The organism is Vibrio gelatinilyticus, from assembly GCF_022836845.1.
GTDB classification, from domain to species: domain Bacteria; phylum Pseudomonadota; class Gammaproteobacteria; order Enterobacterales; family Vibrionaceae; genus Vibrio; species Vibrio gelatinilyticus.
The window spans coordinates 311,136-337,225 of record NZ_JAJNNZ010000001.1; the positions used below are offsets into that span (position 1 = coordinate 311,136).

Sequence of the window (26,090 nt, forward strand, 5' to 3'; positions counted from 1 at the left end):
CTATCTGCTTTAACTAATCTTTTAATATATCGGATATTATGCCCAAAACTATAGAGTGCGTACCAAAAAACTTGAGTCAACCGTGATAATCGCATCAACTTCACACTGCAATCTCTCAAATTGCTGCGCTTTTGAACGACATAGAGCTATAGCTTAGTCGTTTGGGTACTCGTCTTAGAAAAATACCCCTAAAGTTCTATGCGAAAACCTCAGGGGTATTTGTTCTATTTCAGATCTCACGCGCTCGTTTAAAAGTAGTCGCGAATTAAGACCTCAGCAATTTGTACAGCATTGGTGGCGGCACCTTTGCGAACATTATCGGCAACAACCCACATGTTGATACCACTGTGGTGACTGATGTCATTGCGAACGCGCCCAACCATCACGGTATCCTTACCACCAGCATCACGGACTTGTGTTGGCATATCTTCGCCTCTAAACAATTCAATGCCCTCTGTTTGCTCAAGTAGTTGGCTGACTTGCTCGGCATCAATTGGTGTTCGAGTTTCGATATGTAGAGATTCTGCATGGCCGTAGAAAACAGGAACGCGCACACACGTAGGGTTCACCATAATACTCTGGTCATTGAAAATCTTTTGCGTTTCCCACACCATTTTCATTTCTTCTTTGGTGTAGCCGTTGTCCGTAAACTGGTCAATTTGAGGGATACAGTTGAACGCGATCTGTTGCGAGAACACGTCATTTTCAGCAGGCCTTGCATTCAACAAGCTCGCTGTTTGGCCAGCCAACTCATCTATGCCTGATTTCCCTGCACCCGATACCGACTGATACGTCGATACATTGATACGCTCGATACCAGCAGCATCATGGATTGGCTTTAGCGCAACCAGCATCTGAATCGTTGAGCAGTTCGGGTTAGCAATGATGTTACGATTACGAAACTCTGCTATCGCCTCTGGGTTAACCTCTGGCACGACGAGGGGTACGTCATAGTCATAACGGAAATGAGACGAATTATCGATAACCACGACACCTTCATCAGCGGCGATAGGTGCCCATTTCGCCGATTGTTCACCGCCTGCAGAGAAAAGAGCAATGTGTACTTGAGACCAATCAAAGTTCTCGACATCCTCTACTTTGATGGTTTTTCCGTTAACGCGATACGTTTTACCTTCACTGCGCTCACTCGCCAGCAAGTAAATGTCACCTATCGGAAATTCACGTTCTTGAAGCACTTCAACCATAGTTTCACCTACAGCCCCTGTTGCTCCAAATACAGCGATATTAAATTGTTGGCTCATTGGTTACCTCGATTTGAAATCCTAATTTAGCTAAAGGTGCCAAGTTACACGAACCATCACCTTTAACCAGGACAGCGCCATACTCACGCCTATCCCAATAATTCTTGCGCATTTTGTCAAAGCCATTTTCGCGGTACACCTCACGGCGGAAAATCGCATCGTCTTTGCGTACATCATAGATGATCTGCGTCATACTGTGCAGTGTCGCTTCATCCCACTCTCTATTGAGTGTTAACTCTGGAATTGGAGCCGTCGGTAATAAGTCATCCGGATCAGCGCGCTTCGTTAGCCCTAAGAACTCACAATAGCTATTAAAGATCATCGTTGTGCCGCGAGCTTTACCTTCCAACCCATACCCAGCAATATGAGGGGTCGCGAACGTTAACAGAGGAAGCAGGTCAAAATCAACCACTGGTTCAAATTCAAAGACATCAAGAACCGCGGTAAAGCCATCTTGCTTAAGCAAACGTTGTTTTAAGGCGTTATTATCAACGACAGCTCCACGAGCCGCATTAATCAGTATTTGATCAGGTCTGAACTTAGCAAGACGTACATCATTGATTAAGTGATGCGTAGGGAATTCGCCATTACGAGTGATTGGTGTATGGAGCGTCACCACATCTGACTGTTCAAGCAAGGTATCTAAATCGGTAAATAAACGCTCATCACCTTGCAGCTTTTTCAACGGGTCATTGAGTAGAACTTGAATGCCAATTCCTTGAAGGCACTTTTGAAGATAGCTGCCCACCTGACCGCAACCCACAATCCCTACCGTTTTATCAAAAATAGAAAAGCCTTGTTGCTGAGCCATCACCATCAGACTACTAATAACATACTCCGCTACCCCGACCTTGTTACAGCCTGGTGCTGCGGTAAAAAACACGCCTCGCTGCTTCAGCACATCTTGGTCGACATGATCCATACCCGCAGTGGCCGTGCCAATAAATTTGAGTGCATTGGCTTTTTCTAAGAGTGACTCGTTAACCTTAGTAATCGAGCGAATCATCAATGCATCCACATCAATCAAGTCGTCAGCCGTGAGTTCGCGACCTGGTTTAGCAATAACCTCACCTAGCTGCCCGAAAAGGTCTACAGCATAAGGCATTGCTTCATCAACAATAATCTTCATTGTTTTGTCCAAAGGGAGTTGTCCTTACATGATCGTGAATTGTGCAAGATCTTTACAGGTGTGTCGAGTGAACTCTTACTTTACCTCTATAGATAGAAAAATGCCCAGCCAAAAATGGCTGGGCAATATCCAGAACAAAAGGATCTAACCCGCTCTCCAGGGGTCAAAACTTGCGTCTGATGACCAGCGTTACCGCTGGTCAGCTCTGGAAACCGTAGGGCGAATGGATTTACCCTTGGTACTTCTTGATAACTAATGTTGCGTTAGTTCCGCCGAAGCCAAAGCTATTAGACATAACAGTCGTTAGTTCTTGCTCACGCAATTCTGTCACGATGTCTAGGCCTTCTGCTGCATCATCAAGATTTTCAATGTTAATGCTTGGCGCAACAAAACCATTGTCTAGCATCAATGTTGAGTAGATTGCTTCATGAACACCAGCAGCACCCAAAGCGTGACCCGTCATCGCTTTCGTTGCTGAGATTGCAGGACTATTACCACCGAATACTTCTTGAATCGCACCCAGCTCTTTCACGTCACCTACAGGCGTTGAAGTTCCGTGAGTATTGATATAGTCGATAGAATCAACATCTTGCATTGCCATCTTCATACAACGTACAGCACCTTCGCCTGATGGTGCTACCATGTCGTAGCCATCAGAAGTCGCACCGTAACCCACGATTTCACCGTAGATTTTCGCACCGCGAGCAAGAGCGTGCTCCAACTCCTCGACGACAACCATACCGCCACCACCAGAGATAACGAAACCATCACGATCAGCGTCGTAAGTACGAGATGCTTTTTCTGGCGCGTCGTTGTACTTAGTAGACAGAGCGCCCATTGCGTCAAACATCATAGTCAATGACCAATCAAGCTCTTCACCACCACCAGCAAACACGATATCTTGTTTACCAAGTTGAATTAGCTCCATCGCGTGGCCAATACAGTGTGCTGAGGTCGCACAAGCTGAGCTCATAGTGTAGTTAACGCCACGGATTTTAAATGGTGTTGCCAAACATGCAGATACAGTTGAAGACATAGTACGTGGAACCATGTAAGGACCCACACGCTTAACATTCTTTTCGCGTAATGTATCGACTGCAGCGACTTGGTTTAGAGACGACGCACCGCCAGAACCTGCAACGATACCTGTACGGTCGTTAGAAACCTGATCATCAGATAAGCCTGAATCAGCGATTGCCTGCTCCATTGAAAGGTACGCATACGCAGCTGCATCACCCATGAAGCGCATTTTCTTACGATCAATGTGCTCAGCTGGGTTCATTTTAAGATCGCCCCAAACTTGAGAACGAAGGCCCATCTCTTTAAACTGCTCAGAGGCGTTAATACCAGAACGGCCTGCTTTTAGAGACGCTAAAACTTCTTCAACGTTGTTACCAATGCTCGAAACAATACCCATACCGGTAATTACGACTCGTTTCATGTGACATTCCTATTAATTCAAAAACTGCTAGATAATAGCGAAGTTAACGTATAAAAGTGGTCAGCTTTCCCATTAATTCGTACAATCTGCATCAATACCTAAGATTTTATGCAAACAAAGTGTCAATATCATGACTTCTATCACTCATGCCAAACTCGATTGGAACGAATCTGGAACACCTGTTTCTGACCAATTTGACGATGTTTACTTCTCTAACGTAAACGGACTTGAAGAAACACGCTACGTTTTTTTACAACAAAACCAACTGCCCACGCGTTGGCAGACCATCAATACCCGTCGATTTGTTATCGCAGAAACAGGGTTTGGTACTGGCCTTAACTTCTTAGCGGTCTGGCAGAGCTTTCAGGAATTTCGTCGACAATACCCAGAGGCTCCACTCAAAGAACTGCATTTCATTAGCTTTGAGAAGTACCCGGTAAACAGAACGGATCTGATTCGTGCTCATCAGGCCTGGCCTGAATTAAAAGAGTTTGCAGAACCTTTACAGCGTCACTATCCAGCAGCAGTTCCCGATTGCCATCGTTTGGTCTTAGCCCAAGGTGCTATCACTCTGGATTTATGGTTTGGCGACATTAAGGAATGTTTGCCAAAAGTGCCTACGCCAGAGCAAGGAATTGTCGATTGCTGGTTTCTTGATGGCTTCGCACCAAGCAAAAACCCTGAGATGTGGAGCCAAACCTTATTCAATGGCATGGCCATGCTTGCTAAGCAAGATTGTACTTGCGCGACTTTCACCGCGGCGGGTTTTGTCAGGCGTGGCTTGATAGACGCTGGTTTTGATATGAAAAAAGTCAAAGGCTTTGGTACGAAAAGAGAGATGATCGCAGGCTCGCTAACCGTCAAAAAGTCTTATAACAATATCGACGCACTATACCCACAAGTCAGTGCCAGCGACAGCGATGACATCGCCATCATTGGCGGCGGAATTGCCAGCGCCACGTTAGCACAAAGCTTGGTAAAACGTGGCAAGAAAGTCACTCTTTACTGCCAGGACTCAGCTCCCGCACAAGGCGCATCGGGAAACCGACAAGGCGCGGTGTATCCTCTTATCAATGGTGAACATCAAGGCGTTTCACGTATTTTTGCGCCTGCGTTTATCTATGCCAGACAATTTATTGAACAAGCAGCAGAGCAGCTTGCCTTTGATCATCAATGGTGCGGTGTCACGCAGTTGATGTGGGACGAAACGTCAAGCAAGAAATTAACCAAAATGCTTAATGCGGATTTACCGTCAAGTGTTCTTTGTCATTTAAACCGCGAACAAACCTCCGACACCATTGGTCTACCTGTAGATTGTGAGAGTGTATACTACCCCCTCGGCGGATGGCTTTGCCCCGCACAGCTGACAGAACAGCTACTCAATAGCCTGGAAAAAGCTGGCAAGCTCACCGCACACTACCAGCATAAAGTGACGGCTTTAAGCTTTGACGCATCATCAAAGCAATGGCATTTAGAAATCGAAGAACAACAAGCTAAGCGCTTTGTTTCCCACAGTACTATCGTAATTGCTAACGGTCATGCATTCCAACAGTTAGCCCCCACCGCACAGCTTCACTTGACGCCAGTGAAAGGTCAGGTCTCCCATATCCCGACTTCTCCGACGCTAGAAAAATTGAAGTCTGTTATTTGTTACGATGGATACTTAACGCCGCACAACCCAAAATTGAAAACACACTGTATCGGTGCCAGCTACGATCGCCAGCATATTAACACTGAGTTTGATCCTTTGGCTCAGCGCGATAATGCTCAAAAAATAAGAGATTGTATCCCTAACCAAAAATGGGTCGAAGATATCGATATAACCGATGACTTGTCTCGTCAAGGCATACGATGTGTCAGCCGTGACCATTTGCCTTTCGTCGGCCCTGTGGTTGATACACAAAAGCTTCAAGCTGTGAATGATAAAGGCGTTCACAAGCAGCTGCCTCTTCATGACAACCTTTATTGCTTTTTAGGTTTGGGATCACGAGGATTAAGCTCCGCTCCACTACTCGGAGAGCTGCTTGCTTCTCAGATCTGTGGTGACCCATTGCCACTGCCAATAGAGCCACTCAAGACGCTGCACCCTGCTCGCACCTGGGCTAAGCGGCTCAAAAAAGGAAAACCGCTCGGCTTATAGCCCTTCTTAATAGCCAATCCACGTATCCCAAAAGAGGATGTGTACTAGAGCTGAGACTAAACAATAAAGCTCATAAGCATAGTGACCTTGTAATAGACAGCCCGCTTTCTGCCTCCCATACCTTTATCAGTCTAAGATATGGGAGGAAAACCTTCCTTTTACAGACATTTCCCTGAATGAAGTTAGCTTGCGAAAGTTAATTGAACCTCGCCCCCCATAGCAGCGACTACTCCCGTATTTTCTAAAAAAGGTTTTACATATTGCGATAGAGGTCGCATTAACACCCTCCAAGCACGCCAAAAAATCACACAATCCTGACAACTGAGCTTTTATTGCACTGCAAACTCGCGCGTCCTGTAAAAACTGAGTTCTATACGCATGAAAATGTCGACAATCCTGCTTGCAGCCATTGCCTTATTCCCCACGGTAAGCATCGCCGAGTCTAATACTGTTCCTGTTGGTATCAGGCCTTGCTGCGCATTTGGTACCGGACTTAAAGCTGAACTTGGCCCTGTCCCAGTCCCCTTCTACTCCATTAAAAACGTTCTTGAGTTGGAAGACATCGACGCGCACACATTTAACGATGGTTCTGCCAGTGTCATCGGCAGTATTTTCGGCTCAGAAGATGAAGTCAACGGCTTACTATACACTTTAAAAGGCGGCTTTATCGATACCGCGCACGTTCGCGACACGGCTGATTTCACCTATTTCTTGTACAATGAGATGAAAAATGGTGCCGCGATTGACCGCAATATTGAACTCACAGACGAACTTAGACAGCGTCGTATCGTTTTAAGCGACCTAAATGAGATTGAACCAAGTACTCGCAACCAAACATTCGCTCAAATTTCTGCTCTTGCTGCCTTTCGACTCGCTCAATGGCATGAAATTGCCCAGTGGTATGGCTTAATTTCTGTTGGTGATTTTAAGGAATACCCTTCAGCATTTTCTCCTGAAGATCTCTACTCAAACATGCTTGGTGCCTTAATCGCTGTGCAAATTATCAACACAAACCCTGAGTTGACTCAAGATGAATTTGTCAGCCTTTTCCCAAAGTATTTTCAACGCCGTTTGAAATCACTTCAGGTACAACCTGAAGAAGTGACCATTGCTAGGTTAAAAGCCCTCGATGGTATTTGGTGGGACAGCGAGCAACGTTTGCCGAGCAAATGGGTTGTAAAAACACGTGATTACCACTTTTCACTTGCATTGACGCCAAATGGCATCAAAGATGGCGAGCAATTGTCATTGTCCGAATTTAAATCACTTGAGCAGCATGCTCAACTTCAACTATTAGTCGGTAAAAAGAATGAGGAATTTGATATACTTCCGGACGAACTGCAAAATCAAGCAGTGTGGACAGTAAATCACTTTCAAGCACTCGCCGATGTCGCTAAACGCGTGGATGATCAACACGTGAATAGCCGCAATGATGCCTTAACGATAGAGCTAGACTAATCATCATGACTCAAACACAAAAAAATACCGGTCTAAAACGCATAATTCATGCCTGTAAATACTCGTGGAGCGGGCTAAAAGCGGCATGGATAAATGAAGCGGCATTCCGACAAGAGGTTATCGCGCTCGTTTTCGCTTGCGTCGTTGCCGCGATACTCGACATTAGCGTGTACGAAAAAGCCGCACTTGTTGGTGCCGTGATATTTGTCATGATTGTTGAACTGCTCAATTCAGCGACAGAGGCGGTTGTTGATCGCATCGGCCTAGACAAACACGAACTGTCAGGCAGAGCCAAAGACATCGCATCCGCTGCGGTATTGATGTCTATTGTTCTTGCGTTGATTGTGTGGATATCGGTACTTTGGGTGAACTACCTAGGCTAGTCCTCTTGAATAAGCACTTGCCCCTCTCCTAAGGGTAAGCTTGATAATCACTCTAAAAACAAGCAAAGAGGAACAAAGGCAATGGGATGTTGTAATCAATCGCCAAACGGTGGGACAAAGCGGTTAGGGAAATTGCTGCTGACCGTCATTGTGGGTTTTGCCGTCATTTTCTTATTAGCACTATTGGGATCCTAAGTCATTTGTGGGCACGGCCTACTAAAGGATCCCTTCTAATTCCAAAAGCAGCTTTTTTCTCTCGACACCACCAGCATAACCAGTCAGCTTACCATTCTTACCAATAACGCGATGGCAAGGAACGATCACTGAAATGGTGTTTTTTCCGTTGGCTGCACCTACCGCACGCACCGCTTTTGGCTTTCCTATACGATTGGCGAGCTCTTGATAGCTGATGGATTGCCCGTAGGGGATCTGACGTAGCTCCGACCATACTAGCTTTTGAAATTCGGTGCCTTTTGCATCAATAGGCAAACTGAAGCTCGTCAACTTGGCTGAAAAATACAGTTCAAATTGACGCTTGGCCTCAACAAGGATCGGATGAGTTGGGCTACACATCCCCAGCGTTTGAGGCTTTGTCGTATGATGTTCAAACCACACGCCCGTAATCCCTTTTTCACTTGTTTGGATCGTCACCTCACCGACAGGACTGTCTACAACAATATAATGATTCATCAAAAATGACTCCAACAATGCAAAGTGGCATAGCTACCCCAAGGCGAAACGCGTTGTACGGTCAGGCCTGGAGTTTGCTTAGTGTATTTTTTTACAATTAAGTCTGTGTCTAGAAACAGGTTCGCTTGGGATTGACCGCGCAAGCTGACGTAGTTAACCGTCCATGGGCCAATCCCTTTTAGTGCAAGCCAACTCTCTACCTCACCTTCTGGGTGATCAACCAAATGTTGTGCGAGCCGGCTAAGTGTTTGCTTACGACTTTCAGGCATGCGCAAGAAGCTCAAGTCAGCACTGGCGACACGCGTTGGAGACGGAAAGACTCCAGATTCACCGCGTGGCCCAGCTAATGTCTCCACGAGCAAATTAAGCTGAGATATAGCCAACTTCACCGACACTTGCTGGCCTAATACTGCTCTCACCCCTGCCTCCCAAACCGACCAAACACCGGGAATTCGAATGCCAGGATAACGAATTAGCATCGGATCGACGGCTGATAGCTGACTTTCAATCATGGTGACATCACTGTCTAAATCAAACATTCGTCGAATTCTTGTCACCAGTTGTTTAAGTTTGGTCACATCCTGCAGTTCAAACTCGACCACCACTGATTGGCAATGTTCCTTATCGGCATAGATTTTAAACCAACCAGAGCTGCCATCGATATCGACGACTCGTTGATAGCTATCGGCCGTCACCGTTTCTATGCCTTTAATGGCTCTCAAACGGTAAAAATCCAGTAATCTTTGCCAATCATAGGCGCCACGGTAGGCCAAGCGCAACGAACACCCATTGGGCTGGGCCTGATTGCCTCTTCGCACTTGGCTTGGATTCAATTTCAGCGTCTTCATAAACGCATCATTAAAGCGCCGTATACTATTAAAGCCACACGCGTAGCCAATATCCTGCACGGACATCGTACTAGAATGCAGTAACTGCTTGGCAAACATTAACTGATTTAAAAGAGCAAGTTGCTTTGGTGATACGCCCAGATGAGCATCAAATAGCTTTCTTAAATAGCGGCTGGAAATGCCCAAGCGCTCAGAAAGTTGTTCCACACTGCCACCTTCAAGCGCGCCTTGCTCTATGAGTGTTAACGCTCGCTGAAAACTGGTTTCGCTGCCTTTCCAGGCCCAAGAGTGCGGAGCACTGTCGGGTCGGCAACGCAAGCAAGGTCGATAACCCCTTATCAGCGCTTTCGCGGCACTGGAATAGTATTCTACATTTTCTTCTTTAGGGGGAGTGGCCGGGCAGATTGGCCGGCAAAAAATTCCGGTCGTTTTCACAGCCACGAAAAACACACCATCAAAACGATGGTCCCGCGATAATCGCGCCGCACGACACTCTTCATTGGTTAACTTCATAGCTCACCCCACCACAACTCATAGTGTATTGTAAGCCAACTTATACATTTACCTAGCCACTTTCGGAACTATTGCATGGCAATGCCGAATATTAAGGTTCCCCATACGTGACACCTTTCGCGACCATGACGATGAGATGACGCCAATACTCGACACAAACGTCTACTCTAGGATAGATTGGCGCTTTACCTCTTATAATTTAAAGCTTATGCAGTTACTCAAGATAGATAAATCAACGTATAAAAAACGCCTAAACATCATTACTATTGCTCTTGTAGCCGCACTAGCGCTGCTTTCTGTCGGCTTTGGCAGCCTACTAATTGCCAATTTCGGTGCTCAACAGGGCACAACGGAATCCACCGGGAATTTTCATCTCAATTTAATTGGCGTGATTGCGGCCGCCATTGTCTGCGCTTCTGCCATGTCATTTTTGAAAGAAACTCCGTATTTTCACGAAGTGTATTACGTATGGCGACTCAAGGCGTTGCAAAACCGTATTTATCGTAAACTTAAAGGTATTAAGGAAAGAGGCGCTAGTAATGACCGCGATGCGCTCATCATTTTGAATTTCTACTATCGCAGTCTAAAAGAAGTCTATTTACTGGACAACAACACGCTAACACTGCCTGAACTAGAAACCAATATCAGTCAGATACAACAGCAAATCGAAGATCTGAATTTGGAGATCAGTGTCGATGATTTTAATGACAACCTTTTAAAATAATGCATTAGGACCATAGTGCGCGTGTCGCTCACTAAGGTTCTCTTGGCCTTTATTACCTAACACACTACCTTCATTATCACTGTGAAAATATCGCTTGGGCACAGGCTTGAGCATGGCTGCCAACGAGACCATGGCTCGCGCCAGAGATCTTGGTGGAACGGGCATTGGGTAACAACGTATGAAGGTGGCCAGCAATAGCGTGGGCAACAGTATTTGACTGACTGCCAAATACGATGTTTGTTGGAACGTTCAAAGTCACGAGGTCAAAGGCTTCATTTGGAAACGTGGTACAAATATCCCAATGCCGTACATTATTTCTCTCAAGAGTACTCATCATCGTCTTCACTTCATCTGGAAACTGTGCAAACTCACTGCTTGCACTCCAAAAGTCGATAACCTTGCCACAAGCTTCAGGTTGATTTTGTTCCACGGACGACCGGTAATCTTGTAAGAAGTCATTGACGGTTGCCAGCATAGGTCGGTCGTTTTCCAACTCAAGAACCCATGTGGCAACTGGCTCAAATAGACTCAATTGAGCCAGTTTGACCTGCCCTTTTAGTGCCATTGCTAAAGCGACAACACCACCATAAGAATGCCCAACCAAATGGATCGGCTCGTCGCATTCTTTGGCGATAATGGCTTCAATGATACTAAGTTCGGTTTCAACCATCGCTAACTCGAAATCCTCTGGCTGTGGCGTACCACAATGTCCGGGCAATTTAATCAAAATACAACGATGTCCTTGGGGGATCAGTGGAAGCATTCGTTTCCAAGTAGACGTCGTTGCATAAGAGCCGTGGATCATCACGATGGGACGTCCTTCGCCATACGACTCATAATACTGTTCTAATTCAATCTTCCCTTCCATACTAACACTCTGCTTAATATTCCAATTACATTGAACGATAATGCAATAACGTTAAGCCGAATCACTCTGCGACCATATCCCCCAATTCGGGGATAAAGTCTCCCCAAAGCGCAGGTTGATTACTTTTCCTTTTCGCTAAACACTCTCAGTCAATAGAGTGACTAAGTGACACTAAAACAAGCGGCGTTTTAATCCAGCGCGTTCTAAGATCCGAGTCGAGATCTCCTCAACCGATAGCGAAGAGGTATTGATATAAGGGATCGCTTCTCTACGGAATAGCGCCTCGACACTGGCAAGTTCAGTCATACACTGCTGCGTGCTTGCATAATCACTTCCAGACAAACGATTTTCACGAATTTCAGTTAACCTTTGTGCATCAATGGTCAACCCAAACAACTTATGGCGGTGGATCTCAAACTGAGGCAGTAATTTAAGTGCACGTAAATCGTCATCAATGAACGGATAGTTGACGACCCGTAAACCAAACTGCATCGCCATATATAGGCTCGTCGGCGTTTTTCCGCTGCGCGAGACCCCCAGCAAAATGATGTCGGCTTGTTCAATATCTCTTAATGACACCCCGTCATCGTGCGCTAGCGTGTATTCAATGGCGGCAATGCGATCAAAGTATTTATCAGAATCTTTAGCAACACTATGAGAACGCTGAAGCTTTGGGGCAGGCTCCATCTTGAGGTCGCTTTTCACTTGCTGAACAACGCCCTCTAGAACATCGTAAAAGTGAGCGGTCGCGGTTAAAAGTTGCTCTCGAATTTCGGGGATGACAATAGAAAAGAATACCAAAGGTTCTACGCCGGATTGTTCATAAGACACCGAAATCTGTTTGATAAGTTCGGCCAATTTATCTTCGCTTTCTATAAAGGGAAAGGTCTTTTCATTCGCGCGCAACGAAAACTGCCCGAGGACGACATGCCCGATTGTTTCACAGGTTATCGCTGTTCCATCAGACACATAGAATACATCACGACTTTGACTAACATTTTGCATATTTTATTTTGTATTTAGAAAATTATTTGATTACGATGCCAAACATAATATCGATAACAAACCCAGGCAAGCAACCTCGTCCCCCACAGCTTTGGAAATTTCCTATAATTTTCTTAGGCTGAAACGTAATCGTTTGCCTAGCTCCCTACAAAGCTGCAATGTTTCTGGAGAAAGACATGCAAAAGAACACCCTCTGGTTTAATGGCCTATCAATGAACGATGTTGATAAGGTCGGTGGAAAAAATGCCTCGCTAGGCGAAATGGTATCGAATCTGGCAAATGCTGGTGTTTCGGTGCCAAACGGTTTCGCGACCACGTCATACGCGTTTAACCAGTTTTTAGACTTCGAAGGACTTGATGTTCGAATTCACCAACTTTTAGACGAATTAGACGTTGACGACGTTGATGCCCTGCGAAAAACAGGGGCAATCATACGTCAGTGGGTTCTCGACGCTCCGTTTCCTAATGATCTTGAGCAAGATATTCGCGCAAACTTTCATGACCTTACCGAAGGCAATGACGAACATTCTGTCGCCGTTCGCTCTTCAGCCACTGCTGAAGATCTCCCTGATGCCTCTTTCGCTGGCCAACAAGAAACGTTTTTAAACGTCAAAGGCATTGATGCAGTACTGGAAGCCACTAAGCACGTATTCGCTTCACTGTTTAACGATCGCGCTATCTCTTATCGTGTTCACCAAGGGTTCGACCACCGTGGTATCGCTCTATCAGCTGGTATCCAGCGTATGGTTCGCTCTGACAAGGCGTCTTCAGGCGTAATGTTTACCCTAGATACTGAATCTGGGTTTGACCAGGTCGTCTTCATCACCTCTTCATGGGGATTAGGTGAAATGGTCGTTCAGGGGGCAGTTAACCCTGATGAGTTTTACGTGCATAAACCGCTATTAGAAGCCGGCCAATCGCCTATTGTCCGCAAGACATTTGGCTCAAAACTTATCAAAATGGTTTACTCAGAAAACCAAGAGATTGGCAAACAAGTCGATGTCGTTGATACCTGCGAAAAAGAACGCAATCAATTCTCACTAAACGATGCTGAAATCAAAGAGCTGGCTAAACAAGCGATGATCATTGAAAAGCACTATCAGCGTCCAATGGATATTGAGTGGGCCAAAGATGGCATTGATGGCCAATTGTACATTGTGCAAGCCCGTCCAGAAACCGTATGTTCTCAATCAGAGCAAAACGTGATTGAGCGCTTTCAGTTAAATGACAAAGCAGATGTTCTTATCGAAGGTCGCGCCATTGGACAGCGTATTGGTAAGGGTATCGTGCGTTTAGTCGATTCGTTGGATCAAATGTCTTTGGTCCAGGAAGGCGACGTGTTAGTCACTGACATGACAGACCCTGACTGGGAACCTGTCATGAAAAAAGCATCGGCGATTGTCACTAACCGCGGTGGTCGCACTTGTCATGCTGCTATCATTGCTCGCGAACTAGGCATTCCTGCGATTGTGGGTTGCGGAAACGCAACAAGCGTACTGACGGATGGTGCCACCGTCACCGTATCTTGTGCCGAGGGCGAAACCGGTTATGTTTACCAAGGCGATCTTGACTTTGAAATCCGCCGTTCATCGGTAGATGAACTGCCTATACTACCGACCAAAGTCATGATGAACGTGGGTAACCCAGATCGTGCTTTCGATTTTGCCCAAATCCCAAATGAAGGCGTTGGTCTTGCTCGTTTGGAGTTTATCATCAACAAAATGATCGGCATTCACCCCAAAGCTCTGCTTAATTTTGCTCAGCAATCTGATGAACTCAAAGCTGAAATCACCGAACGCATTAAAGGTTACAGTGACCCGGTGGACTTCTATGTCAGCAAGTTGACCGAAGGTATCGCTACTATCGGTGCTGCTTTCTGGCCAAAACGCGTGATCGTTCGTATGTCTGATTTTAAATCAAACGAGTACAGTAACTTAGTGGGTGGCCAAGGCTACGAGCCTCATGAAGAAAACCCAATGCTTGGTTTCCGTGGTGCGTCTCGCTACATTTCTCCACTTTTTGAAGATTGTTTCGAGCTAGAAACTCAGGCGATTAAGCGCGTTCGTAACGAAATGGGCCTCAAAAACGTCGAAGTGATGATCCCATTTGTACGCACACCGAGCGAAGCTGCCTCTGTTATTGATCTACTTGCCAAGTTTGACCTACGCCGCGGAGACCAGGGGCTAAAAGTGATCATGATGTGCGAGTTGCCGTCTAATGCGATATTAGCTGACGAATTTTTGAAGTATTTTGATGGCTTCTCTATCGGTTCTAACGACATGACTCAATTAACCCTCGGACTGGATCGCGACTCTGGCGATGTCGCGCATCTCTTTGACGAGCGCAACCCTGCGGTTAAGGCGATGCTAAAAATGGCTATTGACGCTGCCACAAAAGCGGGCAAGTACGTCGGCATTTGTGGACAGGGTCCTTCTGACCACGAAGATCTGGCTGAGTGGCTTATGGAGCAAGGTATCAGTTCAGTATCGTTAAACCCAGATACGGTTATCGATACATGGGTACAACTGGGCAAAGCCACCCATCAATAATTTCTGTGTTGTCAGAAACACCCTAGAAAAACCTTCAAAAAGTGCCGTTTACGGCACTTTTTTTTTGCGTTCTTAAAAATACTATGTTCTTTCACTCGATAGAGCTAACCTCTAGAAACAGGAACCAGCACCCTGTTAATCACTAAACGCTATGGGGTTTACAATGAATACTTTTCCAAGTGACTTTCTATGGGGCGGCGCTATTGCCGCTAACCAGGTAGAAGGCGCTTTCGATTATGATAAAAAAGGGCTATCGACTTCCGATATGCTGCCTAATGGGATCTTAAGTCCACATCAAACTCGCGTCGAACGAACGTCAGGCATCAAAGATGTTGCTATCGACTTTTATCATCGCTATCCAGAAGACATCCAACTGTTTAAAGAAATGGGCTTCAATTGTCTGCGCCTATCCATCGCCTGGACTCGCATCTACCCGAACGGTGATGAAGAAGAACCGAATGAAGCAGGGTTGGCTTACTACGACAAAATCTTCGATGAACTGGCCGCACACAACATTCAACCCTTTGTCACGCTGTCACACTATGAAATGCCATACGCATTAGTGGAAAACTACGATGGCTGGGCAAGTCGAAAACTCATCGGCTTTTTTGAACGCTACGCAAACACGGTATTCGAGCGTTATAAAAACAAAGTTAAGCTATGGCTTACTTTTAATGAAATCAACATGTCGCTACACGCCCCCTTTACCGGGGTAGGCCTGCAAGAAGATGCCAATGAGCAAGCCATTTATCAGGCGATACACCATCAACTGGTGGCCAACGCCAAAGTAGTTAACCTATGCCATCAAGTGATTCCAGATGCCAAGATCGGCAACATGTTATTGGGGGCGATTAACTATCCGTACACCTGCAATCCAGATGATGTCATCGCTGCAATGCACGAAAACAATAAGTGGCTTTTCTTTGGCGATGTGCAAACCAGAGGCCAATACCCTGGCTACATGAAGCGCTATTTCCGCGAACAAAATATCCACATAGAGATGAAAGACGATGACCTAGTTGTCATCGCCAGTGCTTCTGTTGATTTTATCTCTTTTAGCTATTATGCCAGTGGCTGCGCAAGCGCCGATCCAAAGCAAAAAGAAGTGGGCAACATTGTAGACAGTGTTCCCAATCCGTATTTAGAGAAAAGCCAGTGGGGTTGGCTTATCGATCCGAAAGGACTGCGAATTCTTTTAAACTTTTTGCATGACCGTTATCAAAAACCACTATTTATCGTAGAAAACGGTTTAGGGGCAAGAGATCAGACCAACAGTAACGGTGAAATACAAGATGATTATCGAATTGACTATCTCAACGATCATCTTGTTCAGGCTCACGAAGCCGTTCTTGACGGGGTAGAATTGATGGGTTTTACCAGTTGGGGGCCAATTGATTTAGTGTCCAATTCCACCGCTGAAATGAGCAAGCGTTACGGTTTCATTTATGTTGACCGTCACGACGACGGCAACGGGACACTGCAGCGCAAACGCAAAAAGAGCTTTAAATGGTACCAACAGGTGATCTGCACTAACGGTGCGTCTTTAAAGCGTTAGCTTTTGTTTAGGCACTTGGCTGCTGTGTCCTCTGGGCAGCCAAGTCCTTTTATTTGCTATCCAATTCCAAGAGCAAAACGAATAGCGTAAGCCACTGCCGAAAGAGTTAGCACACTGAGCGACCATATCAATACAAACCAAGCCGCTTTTTTCCAACCATTCGAGTTTTTGTTAGAGCACAACATTAGTGATACCCCTCTCCGTGCTTGAGTTTTCCTCTAAACACCCAATAAGAGTAGGCGCTATAGGCGATGATCAAAGGAAGCAGAATGGCCGCGCCAGCAAACAAGAAACTCAAGCTAGAGTCCGGGGCAGCGGCTTCACGAAACGTGAATGCAAAAGGCACGAGATAAGGGAAAGTGCTCACCGCAAATCCTAGCGCTGACACTATAAATAAAGCGATTCCCCAAAGGTAGGCACGGACCGCTTTGTGGACCACCAAAGCCCGGAATAAACACACTATGCAGACGAGAGCGATAAGGGGAATTACAAAAAACAGAGCGGAATTAGGCATATTAAACCAACGCGCCGCGACCAATGGATTACTCAAAGGCAACCACACGCTCACACACGCAATACAAACAACGAGTGCCACCCCCCAACGTCTAGCGATAACGTAGTATCGGCTCACCAAATCATCGGGTAGTTTAATGATCAACCAACAAGCCCCCAGTAGCACATAGGCACAAACAAGGGCTAATCCACAAAACACGCTAAATGGGCTTAGCCAATCAAACCAACCACCAGCATAACTTCTCCCCTCTACACGGATCCCTTGCAACAGCGCACCGAGCATGATGCCTTGCATCACGGTTGCCGTGAGCGAACCGAGGAAAAATGCGCTGTCCCAAAGAAATTGTCCTCTTTTCGTGCGGAATCGATACTCGAACGAAACCCCTCGAAGTATTAAGCCTAGGAGCATCAAGATAAGCGGCGCGTACAAGGCTGGCATCACCACCGAGTAAGCCAGTGGGAACACCGCAAACAATCCACCTCCACCAAGAACCAACCATGTTTCATTACCATCCCAAACAGGTGCAATACTGTTCATCATCAGGTCACGTTCAGATCCAGTGTGTGCGCTAGGAAACAAGATGCCGATGCCCAAATCAAAACCGTCGAGAATGACGTAGATAAGTACGGCAAGACCAATGAGTCCATACCAAATCAATGCATAATCCATCACAACTTCTCCCTAGGAAAGATGATTAGAGTGAGACAAAGGGTCCGCTTTACTGCCGTCAGGCAAACGCGAGTCCAGTGAGTCTTCATAACGCGTAGGTGATTTACGCATCAGTCTGAGCAAGTAGAAAAAGCCCGCACCAAAAACGATAAAATAAACAATAATAAAAGCCGTCAATGACACGCTGACCGCTGCTGCATCAATTGGTGACACGGAGTCAGCAGTTGTTAGCAGCCCATAGACGGTATAAGGTTGTCGACCGACCTCGGTTGTCACCCAACCCGCAATGACCGCGACAAACCCGAGGGGAGAGGCTAAAACGCTCGCTCGGTGAAACCATGGGCTTTGGTAAAGACGCCCTGTCTTCCTAAGCCATAGACTGGTTAAACCAAGTAGCAGCATAACCATTCCAATGCCTACCATGATCCGAAAGCTCCAAAATACAATGGCGACGGGAGGGTGCTGCTCTTCTGGAAAACCATCTAGCCCCGTTATGGCGCCATTTGGGTCGTGTGTCAGTATCAAGCTTCCCAGTTTTGGGATCTCGATTTTATAGTCAACTTGCTTAGTATCGTCATTGGGTAATCCAAACAAAATCAGCGGTGCGCCAACCTGAGATTCATAATGCCCTTCCATTGCTGCAATTTTAGCCGGTTGATGCTCTAACGTATTTAGGCCGTGCAGATCCCCTGCGACAATTTGAATGGGAGTGACAATCGCTGCCATCCACAACGCCATTGAGAACATTGTTTTTGCCAATGGATTGTTAGGCGATTTCAGTAGGTGAAAAGCTCCGACACCAGCAACGACAAACGCAGTTGTAAGGTAAGCGGCGAGTAGCATATGAACTAGGCGATAAGGAAAAGAGGGATTGAACACTATCTCAAACCAATCTTTGGGAATGAATTGTCCCGCTTCATTGATTGAGTAACCAACCGGCGTCTGCATCCAGCTGTTAACGGATAATATCCAGAACGCCGAAAGAAACGTACCAAATGCGACAATGCATGTTGAGGCAAAGTGTGCTTTCTTTCCGACTCTCTCCATACCAAAAAGCATGACCCCCAGAAAACCAGCCTCCAGAAAAAAGGCGGTAAACACTTCGTAGCCCATCAAGGGACCAAGAATGGGCCCGGTCTTATCAGAAAAGACACTCCAGTTAGTACCAAATTGATAACTTAAAACGATGCCACTGACGACCCCCATACCGAAGCTAATCGCAAAGATCTTGAGCCAGTACTTGTATAGCTGGAGGTATTTTTCCTGAGATGTTTTTAAGTACAAGCCTTCGAGAACAGCAAGGTAACTCGCTAGTCCTATCGTGAATGCAGGAAAAATAATGTGAAAAGATACCGTGAATGCGAATTGGAATCTCGCGAGATCAATAGCCAGCGTGTCCATGAAAATCTCCTTCCGATGAATACTGCTTCTACGTCAATTTGGCCGAAAACGTTCATATTGATAGCCAAAGAACATCCAAATCACTCTTTTTGACCGTATAACCAGTGTTAAGTTGTCAAATGAGGTACATGGATATGAGTCTAAAAAATCGATTAGACGCAATGGCGCCATATTTTGAGCAGGGCGGGCGATATGAAAAGTTATACCCTCTGTATGAAGCGGCTGCGACCATCTTTTACACTCCGGGTTTGGTCAACAAAGGGCAAACCCATGTGAGAGACAGCATCGATCTGAAACGCATTATGATTATGGTATGGCTCGCGACCTTCCCCACCATGTTCTGGGGCATGTTTAATGTCGGTAACCAGAGTGTCATGGCGCTCATCAATACACACTCGGGAGCAGAACTAGAGCAAGTGATACAAAGTCACTGGCGTCTCGCTCTTGCCTTTGGAGATAGTCAGGCACTGCTTACTGCAAATTGGATAGAAAAGATGACCCTTGGGGCTCTCTACTTTATCCCAATATACGCGACAGTTTTTGTTGTGGGTGGGTTCTGGGAAGTCTTGTTCGCTATCGTTCGCAAACACGAAGTTAACGAAGGTTTTTTTGTCAGTTCCGTGCTTTTTGCCTTAATTCTTCCCCCTACAATTCCGTTGTGGCAGGCAGCTCTCGGCATCACTTTTGGTATTGTGGTTGCCAAGGAGTTGTTTGGGGGCACCGGACGAAACTTCCTAAACCCCGCCCTTGCCGGACGAGCCTTTCTCTATTTCGCTTATCCTTCGAACTTGTCAGGCAGCAATGTTTGGGTTACCGCCGATGGCTATTCAGGAGCGACACCCCTAAGTCAATGGTTCGAGGGCGGCGAATCGGCGTTGCAAAGCACGCTCTCACCACGCCCTCTAGCGTGGAGTGACGCCTTTTTGGGCAATTTACCGGGCTCAATCGGGGAAGGTTCAACCTTGTTGATCATGCTCGCGGGTTTGGTACTGATTGCTATGGGAATAGCATCATGGCGCATTGTCGGAGGAGTCATTGTCGGTCTCTTTATCACTTCCACATTGTTCAATTGGATAGGATCAGACTCCAACCCAATGTTTTCTATGCCCTTCTACTGGCACTTTGTCCTTGGAGGTGTCGCATTTGGTACGTTTTTCATGGCTACAGACCCAGTCTCGGCAGCGTTTACCGACTCAAGCAAATGGGCTTATGGGATCCTCATCGGCATGTTAACAATTGGTATTCGCGTACTCAATCCAGCCTACCCTGAAGGTATTATGCTGGCGATATTGTTTGCTAACTTATTTGCACCTTTATTCGACTACATCGTGAAGGAGCGCAACATTAAACGCAGAGAGCAGCGGCATGCCAAAAGGCGTCCGTAAGAATCAATTGCCACAAAAGGTGTGCGCTAGGTGCGCACGCCCTTTTCGCTGGCGTAAAAAGTGGCGTTTGTGCTGGGAGGAAGTGTTGTACTGCTCAAATCGATGTCGAAATAATAAGAACACCCATTAACGATCCATTCAACCTTAAATCTTTGGACGGATCTCTATGGCAAAAATGCCATGTTTCGGAATCATCTCTTTATATTCGTGGAAGCTGTGGAGAAGCTCAATACCTTGTTCCTTAGTTTCACACAAGTTGGACAGCACCTCCATTCCCTCTGTATTCAACAATGACAAAGCATCTGTGTAATGGCGGACATCAACAACTTCAACTGTCAATGCATCAGCTTCTATCACATCAAGCCCGATAAATGGAGGTCCAGAGATGACTTGAAATGAGATGAAATCACCCACTTTAAGCTGATCGTAACGAATAGCCTCGTACGAGTTATTGGTTCTAATTTCGACCTTTTTCTTTCCAGAAAGGATTGATTCCAGTGGCTTACGATAGATCTCTAATTTGTAATTCATCTAAGGCACCTACTTCACTCTAATCAAACGGTGATTGACGTTATTGTGTTCAAAAACCATCACTTGAGACAATTTCATATTGTCGACTTTTATCAACATACTATCGGTATAGTGCTTGCGCTTCATCCACTGTAAAGGCTGACTAAAGTTATCTTCGCAAACCACAAACGTTTCGTTTTGCAAAGTACTGGAATAGACATTCACGACCCACACTCGTCGCTTAATTTCCATCATACTAGACAGTGTATTTTTAAAGCGTGACCAAAGGGTTGATTGACCTCTATCTGCGTTAACTGGATCTTGAATTGATAAGTTCATAGGTAAGTACTTTTATTGAGCATGAAAATAACCGGTCCGTCGAACGCCAATCATACATTATTCCCCGCCGAAAACGAGCTCACTATATCGCTGATTCAGGCCCTTGTCAGAGTACGCATGCTTCAACCATAGAGCCAAGTCTAATTTAACACCCTTGCCTATTGAACAACCTAGTCCGACCAGATACCGTAATTCACAATTACTTAACATAAGGAAGAGTTGCATGCACTTCGATCAGTTGCTTTATCAAGCTCAGGCTTTTGCCGATAACGATATCGCTATGATAATCCCAGAAAACTGGGGACAAGGAAGAACCGTTTTTGGGGGGGTGTCTGCGGCATTGCTGTATGCCGCGATGCAGACTCGCGTTGAAAAAGGGCGCGCATTGCGCTCACTCACCACAAACTTTGTCGGCCCACTGTTGGTGAACACCCCTTTTACCTTTGAAGTCGAAATGCTTCGCGAAGGTAAAAGTGCTTCGCAGATCACCGGGCGTATCATACAAAATGGACAAGTTGCGGTGATCCAGCAAGGTTGCTTCGGTGGCGATCGCACATCCAACATTGAGGTAGAAAATCAAGAACGCCATTCTATGCCTGCTCCGGAAGGACTAGAAAAACTACCCGATATCGGTGCTGGTGCACCCCATTTCACCCAGAATTTCGACTATGCGATCGCACAAGGTGGTATGCCCTATAGCGGCAGCGATGACTCTCGTTGTTACGGCTGGATGAGGTTCAAACACGCCCCAGAAGCCATTACCGATGCTCACCTTATCAGCCTAATCGACTGCTGGCCTCCAGGGGTCTTACAGATGATGAAAGTACCCTCTCCTGCGAGCACCATGATGTGGAACCTCGAGTTTATTCACCCTCATCAACCCGTTGTTCCAGATGATTGGTTTGCTTATCAAGCCAATACCCGTCAAGCAGCTCAGGGGTATGCTCACGCAGAGGCCAACATATGGGATGCAACGGGTGAATTGGTTGCGATTAGCCGCCAAAGCATTGCGGTTTTCGACTAAATCAAGCAGGTTCCATTAGGGGGCTTCCCCCCTTTATCTTTGTGCTCTCAATTTTAAAACCGCCACACTTTGTCACAACCTGAGACCAATGCTTGGTGAATTCATCCACATTCAAAGCGTAGCGCTGTGCTAAATTCGCATTTTTGCCTAGTAAATTGCCGTGTACGCTTTCCTTTACTGTTTACCACTTCGACAATTTCTGCAAAATTTAACAATATTGTTACACTTATACTATTCGGTTATAGCCAGATCCAATACTAAATAGCGTGGTATAGACAGCAAAATAAAGCATCGCTTGTGCCATTATCAGAACACCATATCAAAGCAAGGCCGAGAAGTAGCGATCGAAAACAACACATGATTTTCTGGATAACCTTTAACGTGACAACGTGATTTGCGGTTCCATATTGACCGAAAATCAAAAGGAGCTTGAGATGACTGTTCAGGCATTACCAATGCATCGATTTATCGATCATCAAGGTAACATTGTTTGTGACTTGCCGAGCTGGGCAGAACCGTCGCTGCTGGTAGAGTTTTACCGTGATATGCTTTTAACGCGCACCTACGACAACAAAGCCGTTGCCCTACAGCGCACCGGAAAGCTTGGTACCTATCCATCACACCTCGGAGCTGAGGCCATCGGAATTGCAATAGGCCACGCCCTTAAAGTGGATGACGTGTTTATTCCCTACTATCGTGATATGCCCGCCATGTGGGCGCGCGGCATTGCAATGGAGAAGAATCTAGAGTATTGGGGAGGTGATGAACGCGGCAGCGATTTTTGCCCAGGAAACGTCATTTCGACCTGTAAAGATCTTCCTTTTTGTGTGCCCATTGCCACCCAATGTACTCACGCTGTAGGCGTTGCATCAGCCTTAAAAATTCAAGGCAATCACAATGCCGCATTAGTCACCTGTGGTGATGGCGCTACCTCAAAAGGCGATTTTCTAGAATCCATAAATTGTGCTGGCGCCTGGAACATCCCTTTAGTCTTCGTCATAAACAATAATCAATGGGCAATTTCTGTGCCTCGCGAACTGCAATGTGCGGCAGAGTTTCTATCCCATAAAGCGACTGGGGCGGGTATTCCCGGTATCACCGTTGATGGCAACGACATCGTTGCCATGTATGACGTGATTTACACAAGCCTGGATCGCGCTCGCAAAGGGAAAGGCGCCACCCTAATTGAAGCCATTAGCTACCGCCTAAGCGATCATACGACCGCCGATGACGCGAGCCGTTATCGTGACGAAGAAGAAGTGCAACAGGCATGGGACTACGAACCCATTCGACGACTCAAGCGTTACCTGACAAGGCATGGTCATTGGAGTGAACAACTAGAGCAGCAATGGCTCGAAGAGTGCAAGATCAATGTTGAGCAAGCGGTTGAACGCTACTTATCCCTACCTCCACAAGCACCAGAAAGTGCCTTTGATTACCTTTATGAAGAACTCAACCCAGAACTTCACAGCCAGCGCGATGCCTTAATCAATAAAGCAATGCGCATGCAAGGAGGCAAGCATGAGTGAGATAACACTACTCGAGGCCGTCAACCTTGCCCTACACCATGAAATGGCTCAAGACGACAACGTCTTAGTTCTCGGTGAAGACGTCGGTGATAATGGCGGCGTATTTAGAGCGACTGTCGGTCTGAAAGAAAGGTTCGGATTAAAGCGCGTGATTGATTCACCACTAGCAGAAGCGCTGATTGGTGGCGTTGCCGTAGGGATGGCCTCTCAAGGTTTAAGGCCTGTGGCAGAGTTTCAATTTCAGGGCTTTGTGTTTCCAGCCATGGAACACCTTATCTGTCATGCGGCAAGGATGCGAAACCGTACTCGCGGGCGTTTAATTTGCCCTGCGGTGTTCAGAGCGCCTTTTGGGGGAGGGATCCACGCACCAGAACACCACTCAGAAAGTGTCGAGGCGATGTTTGCTCATATTCCAGGTTTGAGAGTGGTGATCCCATCTTCACCACAGCGAGCATACGGGTTACTGCTCGGATCAATCCGCAGCAACGATCCTGTGATGTTTTTCGAGCCTAAACGCATTTATCGCACGGTAAAATCGCACGTCATCGATAATGGCAAAGCGCTGCCAATTGATCGCTGCTTCACTTTACGCAAAGGTCGCGATCTTACACTTGTAACATGGGGTGCTTGCGTCGTCGAATGCCTGCAAGCAGCCAATAGCTTGTCATCTCAAGGCATTGAGGTGGAGGTTATTGATCTTGCCAGTGTACAGCCCATCGATATGGCAACAATCATTCACTCTCTTGAGAAAACCGGCCGATTACTGGTAGTACACGAAGCCAGTAAAAACTGCGGTGTGGGTGCTGAGATATTAGCGCGCACTTCCGAGCGTGCAATGTGCCTACTAAAAGCCCCGCCCAAACGGGTGACAGGCATGGACACTATTATGCCCTACTACCGCAATGAAGATTTTTTTATGATTCAGGAAGACGACATCATCGTCGCTGCTCGTGAACTTGTTGAGGGTTGGAAATGAAATCATTTAAGCTCCCCGATCTTGGTGAAGGTTTAGCCGAGTCAGAAATTGTTGAATGGCACATTAACGCCGGTGATAAGGTGGAAGTGGATCAGATTGTCGTCACCATAGAAACGGCCAAGGCGGTTGTCGACGTCCCCTCTCCTTGTTCTGGAACAATTCACAAGCGTTACGGCGACGTGGGCGATGTCATCAATATTGGCGCCTTGTTGTTAGAAATTGAAGAGACAGCCCGAGTTGACGCGACATTGGACGCGGCGCCGGATACTTCACCACAAGAAGCGACGAAAAAACGCGATGCGGCGACGGTGGTTGGTAACGTATCACAACAAAGCCATCATGTTGATATTGACGACTTCTGGGTAGGTAGCCATCACAAATCTACCGACAAAAAACTCGTTAGTGCCATGCCATCGGCACGCTTATTAGCGAAACGCCTAGGGGTGGAACTGCAAGGTGTGCAGGGCAGCGGCCCAGATGGGGTTATTGTCGATGCTGATATCTATAAGGAATGTGACAAGCAACGTCCCGGCACCGAAGTACTCAAAGGGGCAAGGCGTGCAATGGTTACGTCAATGACTGAATCGCATCAACAAATCGCTAATGTCACTATCACCGAAGAAGCTTTGCTTGATGATTGGCCAGAGCAAGAGGACATTTCCATTCGACTCATTCAGGCGGTGATATTCGCATGCCAGCAAGAGCCTGCTCTAAATGCATGGTTCGATGCTGATACAATGACGCGCTGTGTCCATAGTAACGTCAATATCGGCATTGCCGTCGACAGCAGTCACGGGCTTTATGTTCCAGTGCTTCGCCATGCCGATGACTATAACAGCAACGGTATTCGTCAATGGCTTGACCGAACGGTTCAAGGGATCCGAGATAGAAAAATAGGGCGGGAGCAACTTCAACATGGCACGATTACCTTGTCGAATTTCGGTGCCATTGCTGGTATTTATGCAACTCCTGTCGTGTCGCCTCCTCAGGTAGCCATCGTAGGTGCAGGTCGAATCATAGAGAAAGTCGCAATAAAAGAAGGCCAGATTTGCACTGTTAAAGCCATGCCTTTGTCGATGACCTTCGATCACCGAGCCTGCACTGGTGGAGAGGCAGCGCGCTTTATCAGAGCCTTGGTCTCTCACCTTGAAGGCGCAGCCGCTTAATATCACTGACGT

General features: G+C 46.5%; 24 protein-coding genes. 12 read left to right on the forward strand and 12 right to left on the reverse strand.

The genetic code is table 11. The annotated features are described in order from the left end of the window. Positions 1-248 precede the first annotated feature (248 nt). The 3 genes from LNL84_RS01410 to fabB form a co-directional block, all read right to left on the reverse strand. Positions 249-1,262 (reverse strand): aspartate-semialdehyde dehydrogenase, encoded by a 1,014-nt coding sequence (locus LNL84_RS01410; protein ID WP_244354550.1) that lies wholly within the window; start codon positions 1,260-1,262, stop codon positions 249-251. Continuing rightward, positions 1,246-2,391 (reverse strand): 4-phosphoerythronate dehydrogenase, encoded by a 1,146-nt coding sequence (locus LNL84_RS01415; protein ID WP_244354552.1) that lies wholly within the window; start codon positions 2,389-2,391, stop codon positions 1,246-1,248. The genes LNL84_RS01410 and LNL84_RS01415 overlap by 17 nt, the downstream gene beginning before the upstream one ends. Before the next feature lie 229 nt (positions 2,392-2,620). Next, entirely contained in the window at positions 2,621-3,832 is a 1,212-nt protein-coding gene (gene fabB / locus LNL84_RS01420; RefSeq protein WP_244354554.1) for a beta-ketoacyl-ACP synthase I, read from the reverse strand. 130 nt (positions 3,833-3,962) lie between these two features. Between fabB and mnmC the strand changes: the two genes are divergently transcribed. From mnmC to LNL84_RS01435, 3 genes are all read left to right on the forward strand, one after another. Then, complete coding sequence (gene mnmC / locus LNL84_RS01425) at positions 3,963-5,972, forward strand: bifunctional tRNA (5-methylaminomethyl-2-thiouridine)(34)-methyltransferase MnmC2/FAD-dependent 5-carboxymethylaminomethyl-2-thiouridine(34) oxidoreductase MnmC1 (protein ID WP_244354555.1); 2,010 nt, start codon at positions 3,963-3,965, stop codon at positions 5,970-5,972. Positions 5,973-6,350: 378 nt separating this feature from the next. Continuing rightward, a complete protein-coding gene (locus LNL84_RS01430; protein WP_244354557.1) occupies positions 6,351-7,430 on the forward strand; it encodes a DUF4056 domain-containing protein in 1,080 nt (359 codons plus the stop codon). Between the two features lie 5 nt (positions 7,431-7,435). Continuing rightward, a complete protein-coding gene (locus tag LNL84_RS01435) occupies positions 7,436-7,813 on the forward strand; it encodes a diacylglycerol kinase (RefSeq protein ID WP_244354559.1) in 378 nt (125 codons plus the stop codon). A gap of 216 nt (positions 7,814-8,029) precedes the next feature. On the opposite strand, the gene LNL84_RS01440 is transcribed toward LNL84_RS01435, so the two are convergent. Next, positions 8,030-8,503, reverse strand: a complete 474-nt coding sequence (locus tag LNL84_RS01440; RefSeq protein ID WP_244354561.1) for a methylated-DNA--[protein]-cysteine S-methyltransferase — start codon at positions 8,501-8,503, stop codon at positions 8,030-8,032. Continuing rightward, the gene (locus tag LNL84_RS01445; protein ID WP_244354563.1) at positions 8,503-9,864 is read right to left on the reverse strand and encodes an AlkA N-terminal domain-containing protein; all 1,362 of its coding nucleotides are present in this window, start codon (positions 9,862-9,864) and stop codon (positions 8,503-8,505) included. The genes LNL84_RS01440 and LNL84_RS01445 overlap by 1 nt, the downstream gene beginning before the upstream one ends. A gap of 136 nt (positions 9,865-10,000) precedes the next feature. Here LNL84_RS01445 and LNL84_RS01450 point away from each other — a divergent pair, with 136 nt between their 5' ends. Next, positions 10,001-10,588: a DUF3087 family protein gene (locus LNL84_RS01450; protein ID WP_244354565.1), complete on the forward strand. Its 588-nt coding sequence runs from the start codon at positions 10,001-10,003 to the stop codon at positions 10,586-10,588. A 76-nt stretch (positions 10,589-10,664) separates the two neighbouring features. Here LNL84_RS01450 and LNL84_RS01455 read toward each other — a convergent pair whose 3' ends face one another. Together LNL84_RS01455 and ppsR are read right to left on the reverse strand one after the other, a co-directional pair. Continuing rightward, positions 10,665-11,456, reverse strand: coding sequence for an alpha/beta fold hydrolase (locus LNL84_RS01455; protein WP_244354567.1), 792 nt, complete (start codon positions 11,454-11,456; stop codon positions 10,665-10,667). Positions 11,457-11,627: 171 nt separating this feature from the next. Continuing rightward, positions 11,628-12,461: a posphoenolpyruvate synthetase regulatory kinase/phosphorylase PpsR gene (gene ppsR, locus LNL84_RS01460; protein WP_244354569.1), complete on the reverse strand. Its 834-nt coding sequence runs from the start codon at positions 12,459-12,461 to the stop codon at positions 11,628-11,630. A 158-nt stretch (positions 12,462-12,619) separates the two neighbouring features. On the opposite strand from ppsR, the gene ppsA reads away from it, so the two are divergent. Beyond that, entirely contained in the window at positions 12,620-15,010 is a 2,391-nt protein-coding gene (gene ppsA, locus LNL84_RS01465; protein ID WP_244354571.1) for a phosphoenolpyruvate synthase, read from the forward strand. A 163-nt stretch (positions 15,011-15,173) separates the two neighbouring features. Continuing rightward, positions 15,174-16,565: a glycoside hydrolase family 1 protein gene (locus LNL84_RS01470; protein ID WP_244354574.1), complete on the forward strand. Its 1,392-nt coding sequence runs from the start codon at positions 15,174-15,176 to the stop codon at positions 16,563-16,565. A 56-nt stretch (positions 16,566-16,621) separates the two neighbouring features. Here the strand turns inward: LNL84_RS01470 and LNL84_RS19785 are convergent, their stop codons facing one another. Genes LNL84_RS19785 through LNL84_RS01480 form a run of 3 tightly spaced genes read right to left on the reverse strand, consistent with a single transcriptional unit; the run spans position 16,622 to position 19,149 of the window. Continuing rightward, positions 16,622-16,750, reverse strand: coding sequence for a DUF2474 family protein (locus LNL84_RS19785; RefSeq protein WP_425244272.1), 129 nt, complete (start codon positions 16,748-16,750; stop codon positions 16,622-16,624). Beyond that, positions 16,750-17,748, reverse strand: a complete 999-nt coding sequence (gene cydB, locus LNL84_RS01475; protein WP_244354577.1) for a cytochrome d ubiquinol oxidase subunit II — start codon at positions 17,746-17,748, stop codon at positions 16,750-16,752. The genes LNL84_RS19785 and cydB overlap by 1 nt, the downstream gene beginning before the upstream one ends. Positions 17,749-17,760: 12 nt before the next feature. Further along, positions 17,761-19,149 carry a cytochrome ubiquinol oxidase subunit I gene (locus tag LNL84_RS01480; RefSeq protein ID WP_244354579.1) on the reverse strand — a complete coding sequence of 463 codons (1,389 nt, stop codon included), beginning with the start codon at positions 19,147-19,149 and terminating at the stop codon, positions 17,761-17,763. Between the two features lie 134 nt (positions 19,150-19,283). Between LNL84_RS01480 and LNL84_RS01485 the strand changes: the two genes are divergently transcribed. Then, positions 19,284-20,534, forward strand: a complete 1,251-nt coding sequence (locus LNL84_RS01485; protein WP_244354582.1) for an NADH:ubiquinone reductase (Na(+)-transporting) subunit B — start codon at positions 19,284-19,286, stop codon at positions 20,532-20,534. Further along, complete coding sequence (locus LNL84_RS01490) at positions 20,515-20,664, forward strand: DUF2256 domain-containing protein (RefSeq protein WP_244354585.1); 150 nt, start codon at positions 20,515-20,517, stop codon at positions 20,662-20,664. Before LNL84_RS01485 ends, LNL84_RS01490 begins: the two co-directional genes overlap by 20 nt. A gap of 14 nt (positions 20,665-20,678) precedes the next feature. Here LNL84_RS01490 and LNL84_RS01495 read toward each other — a convergent pair whose 3' ends face one another. Both LNL84_RS01495 and LNL84_RS01500 read right to left on the reverse strand, forming a co-directional pair. Beyond that, a complete protein-coding gene (locus tag LNL84_RS01495) occupies positions 20,679-21,065 on the reverse strand; it encodes an ASCH domain-containing protein (RefSeq protein WP_244354588.1) in 387 nt (128 codons plus the stop codon). Between the two features lie 9 nt (positions 21,066-21,074). Then, positions 21,075-21,383 (reverse strand): hypothetical protein, encoded by a 309-nt coding sequence (locus LNL84_RS01500; protein WP_425244273.1) that lies wholly within the window; start codon positions 21,381-21,383, stop codon positions 21,075-21,077. A 223-nt stretch (positions 21,384-21,606) separates the two neighbouring features. Between LNL84_RS01500 and LNL84_RS01505 the strand changes: the two genes are divergently transcribed. The 4 genes from LNL84_RS01505 (at position 21,607) to LNL84_RS01520 (ending at position 26,078) form a co-directional block, all read left to right on the forward strand. Then, complete coding sequence (locus LNL84_RS01505; protein WP_244354591.1) at positions 21,607-22,407, forward strand: acyl-CoA thioesterase; 801 nt, start codon at positions 21,607-21,609, stop codon at positions 22,405-22,407. Positions 22,408-22,841: 434 nt separating this feature from the next. Next, positions 22,842-23,936 carry a pyruvate dehydrogenase (acetyl-transferring) E1 component subunit alpha gene (gene pdhA / locus LNL84_RS01510; protein WP_244354594.1) on the forward strand — a complete coding sequence of 365 codons (1,095 nt, stop codon included), beginning with the start codon at positions 22,842-22,844 and terminating at the stop codon, positions 23,934-23,936. Continuing rightward, a complete protein-coding gene (locus LNL84_RS01515; RefSeq protein ID WP_244354596.1) occupies positions 23,929-24,912 on the forward strand; it encodes an alpha-ketoacid dehydrogenase subunit beta in 984 nt (327 codons plus the stop codon). Before pdhA ends, LNL84_RS01515 begins: the two co-directional genes overlap by 8 nt. Further along, positions 24,909-26,078: a dihydrolipoamide acetyltransferase family protein gene (locus tag LNL84_RS01520; protein WP_244354599.1), complete on the forward strand. Its 1,170-nt coding sequence runs from the start codon at positions 24,909-24,911 to the stop codon at positions 26,076-26,078. The genes LNL84_RS01515 and LNL84_RS01520 overlap by 4 nt, the downstream gene beginning before the upstream one ends. Positions 26,079-26,090: the final 12 nt, after the last annotated feature.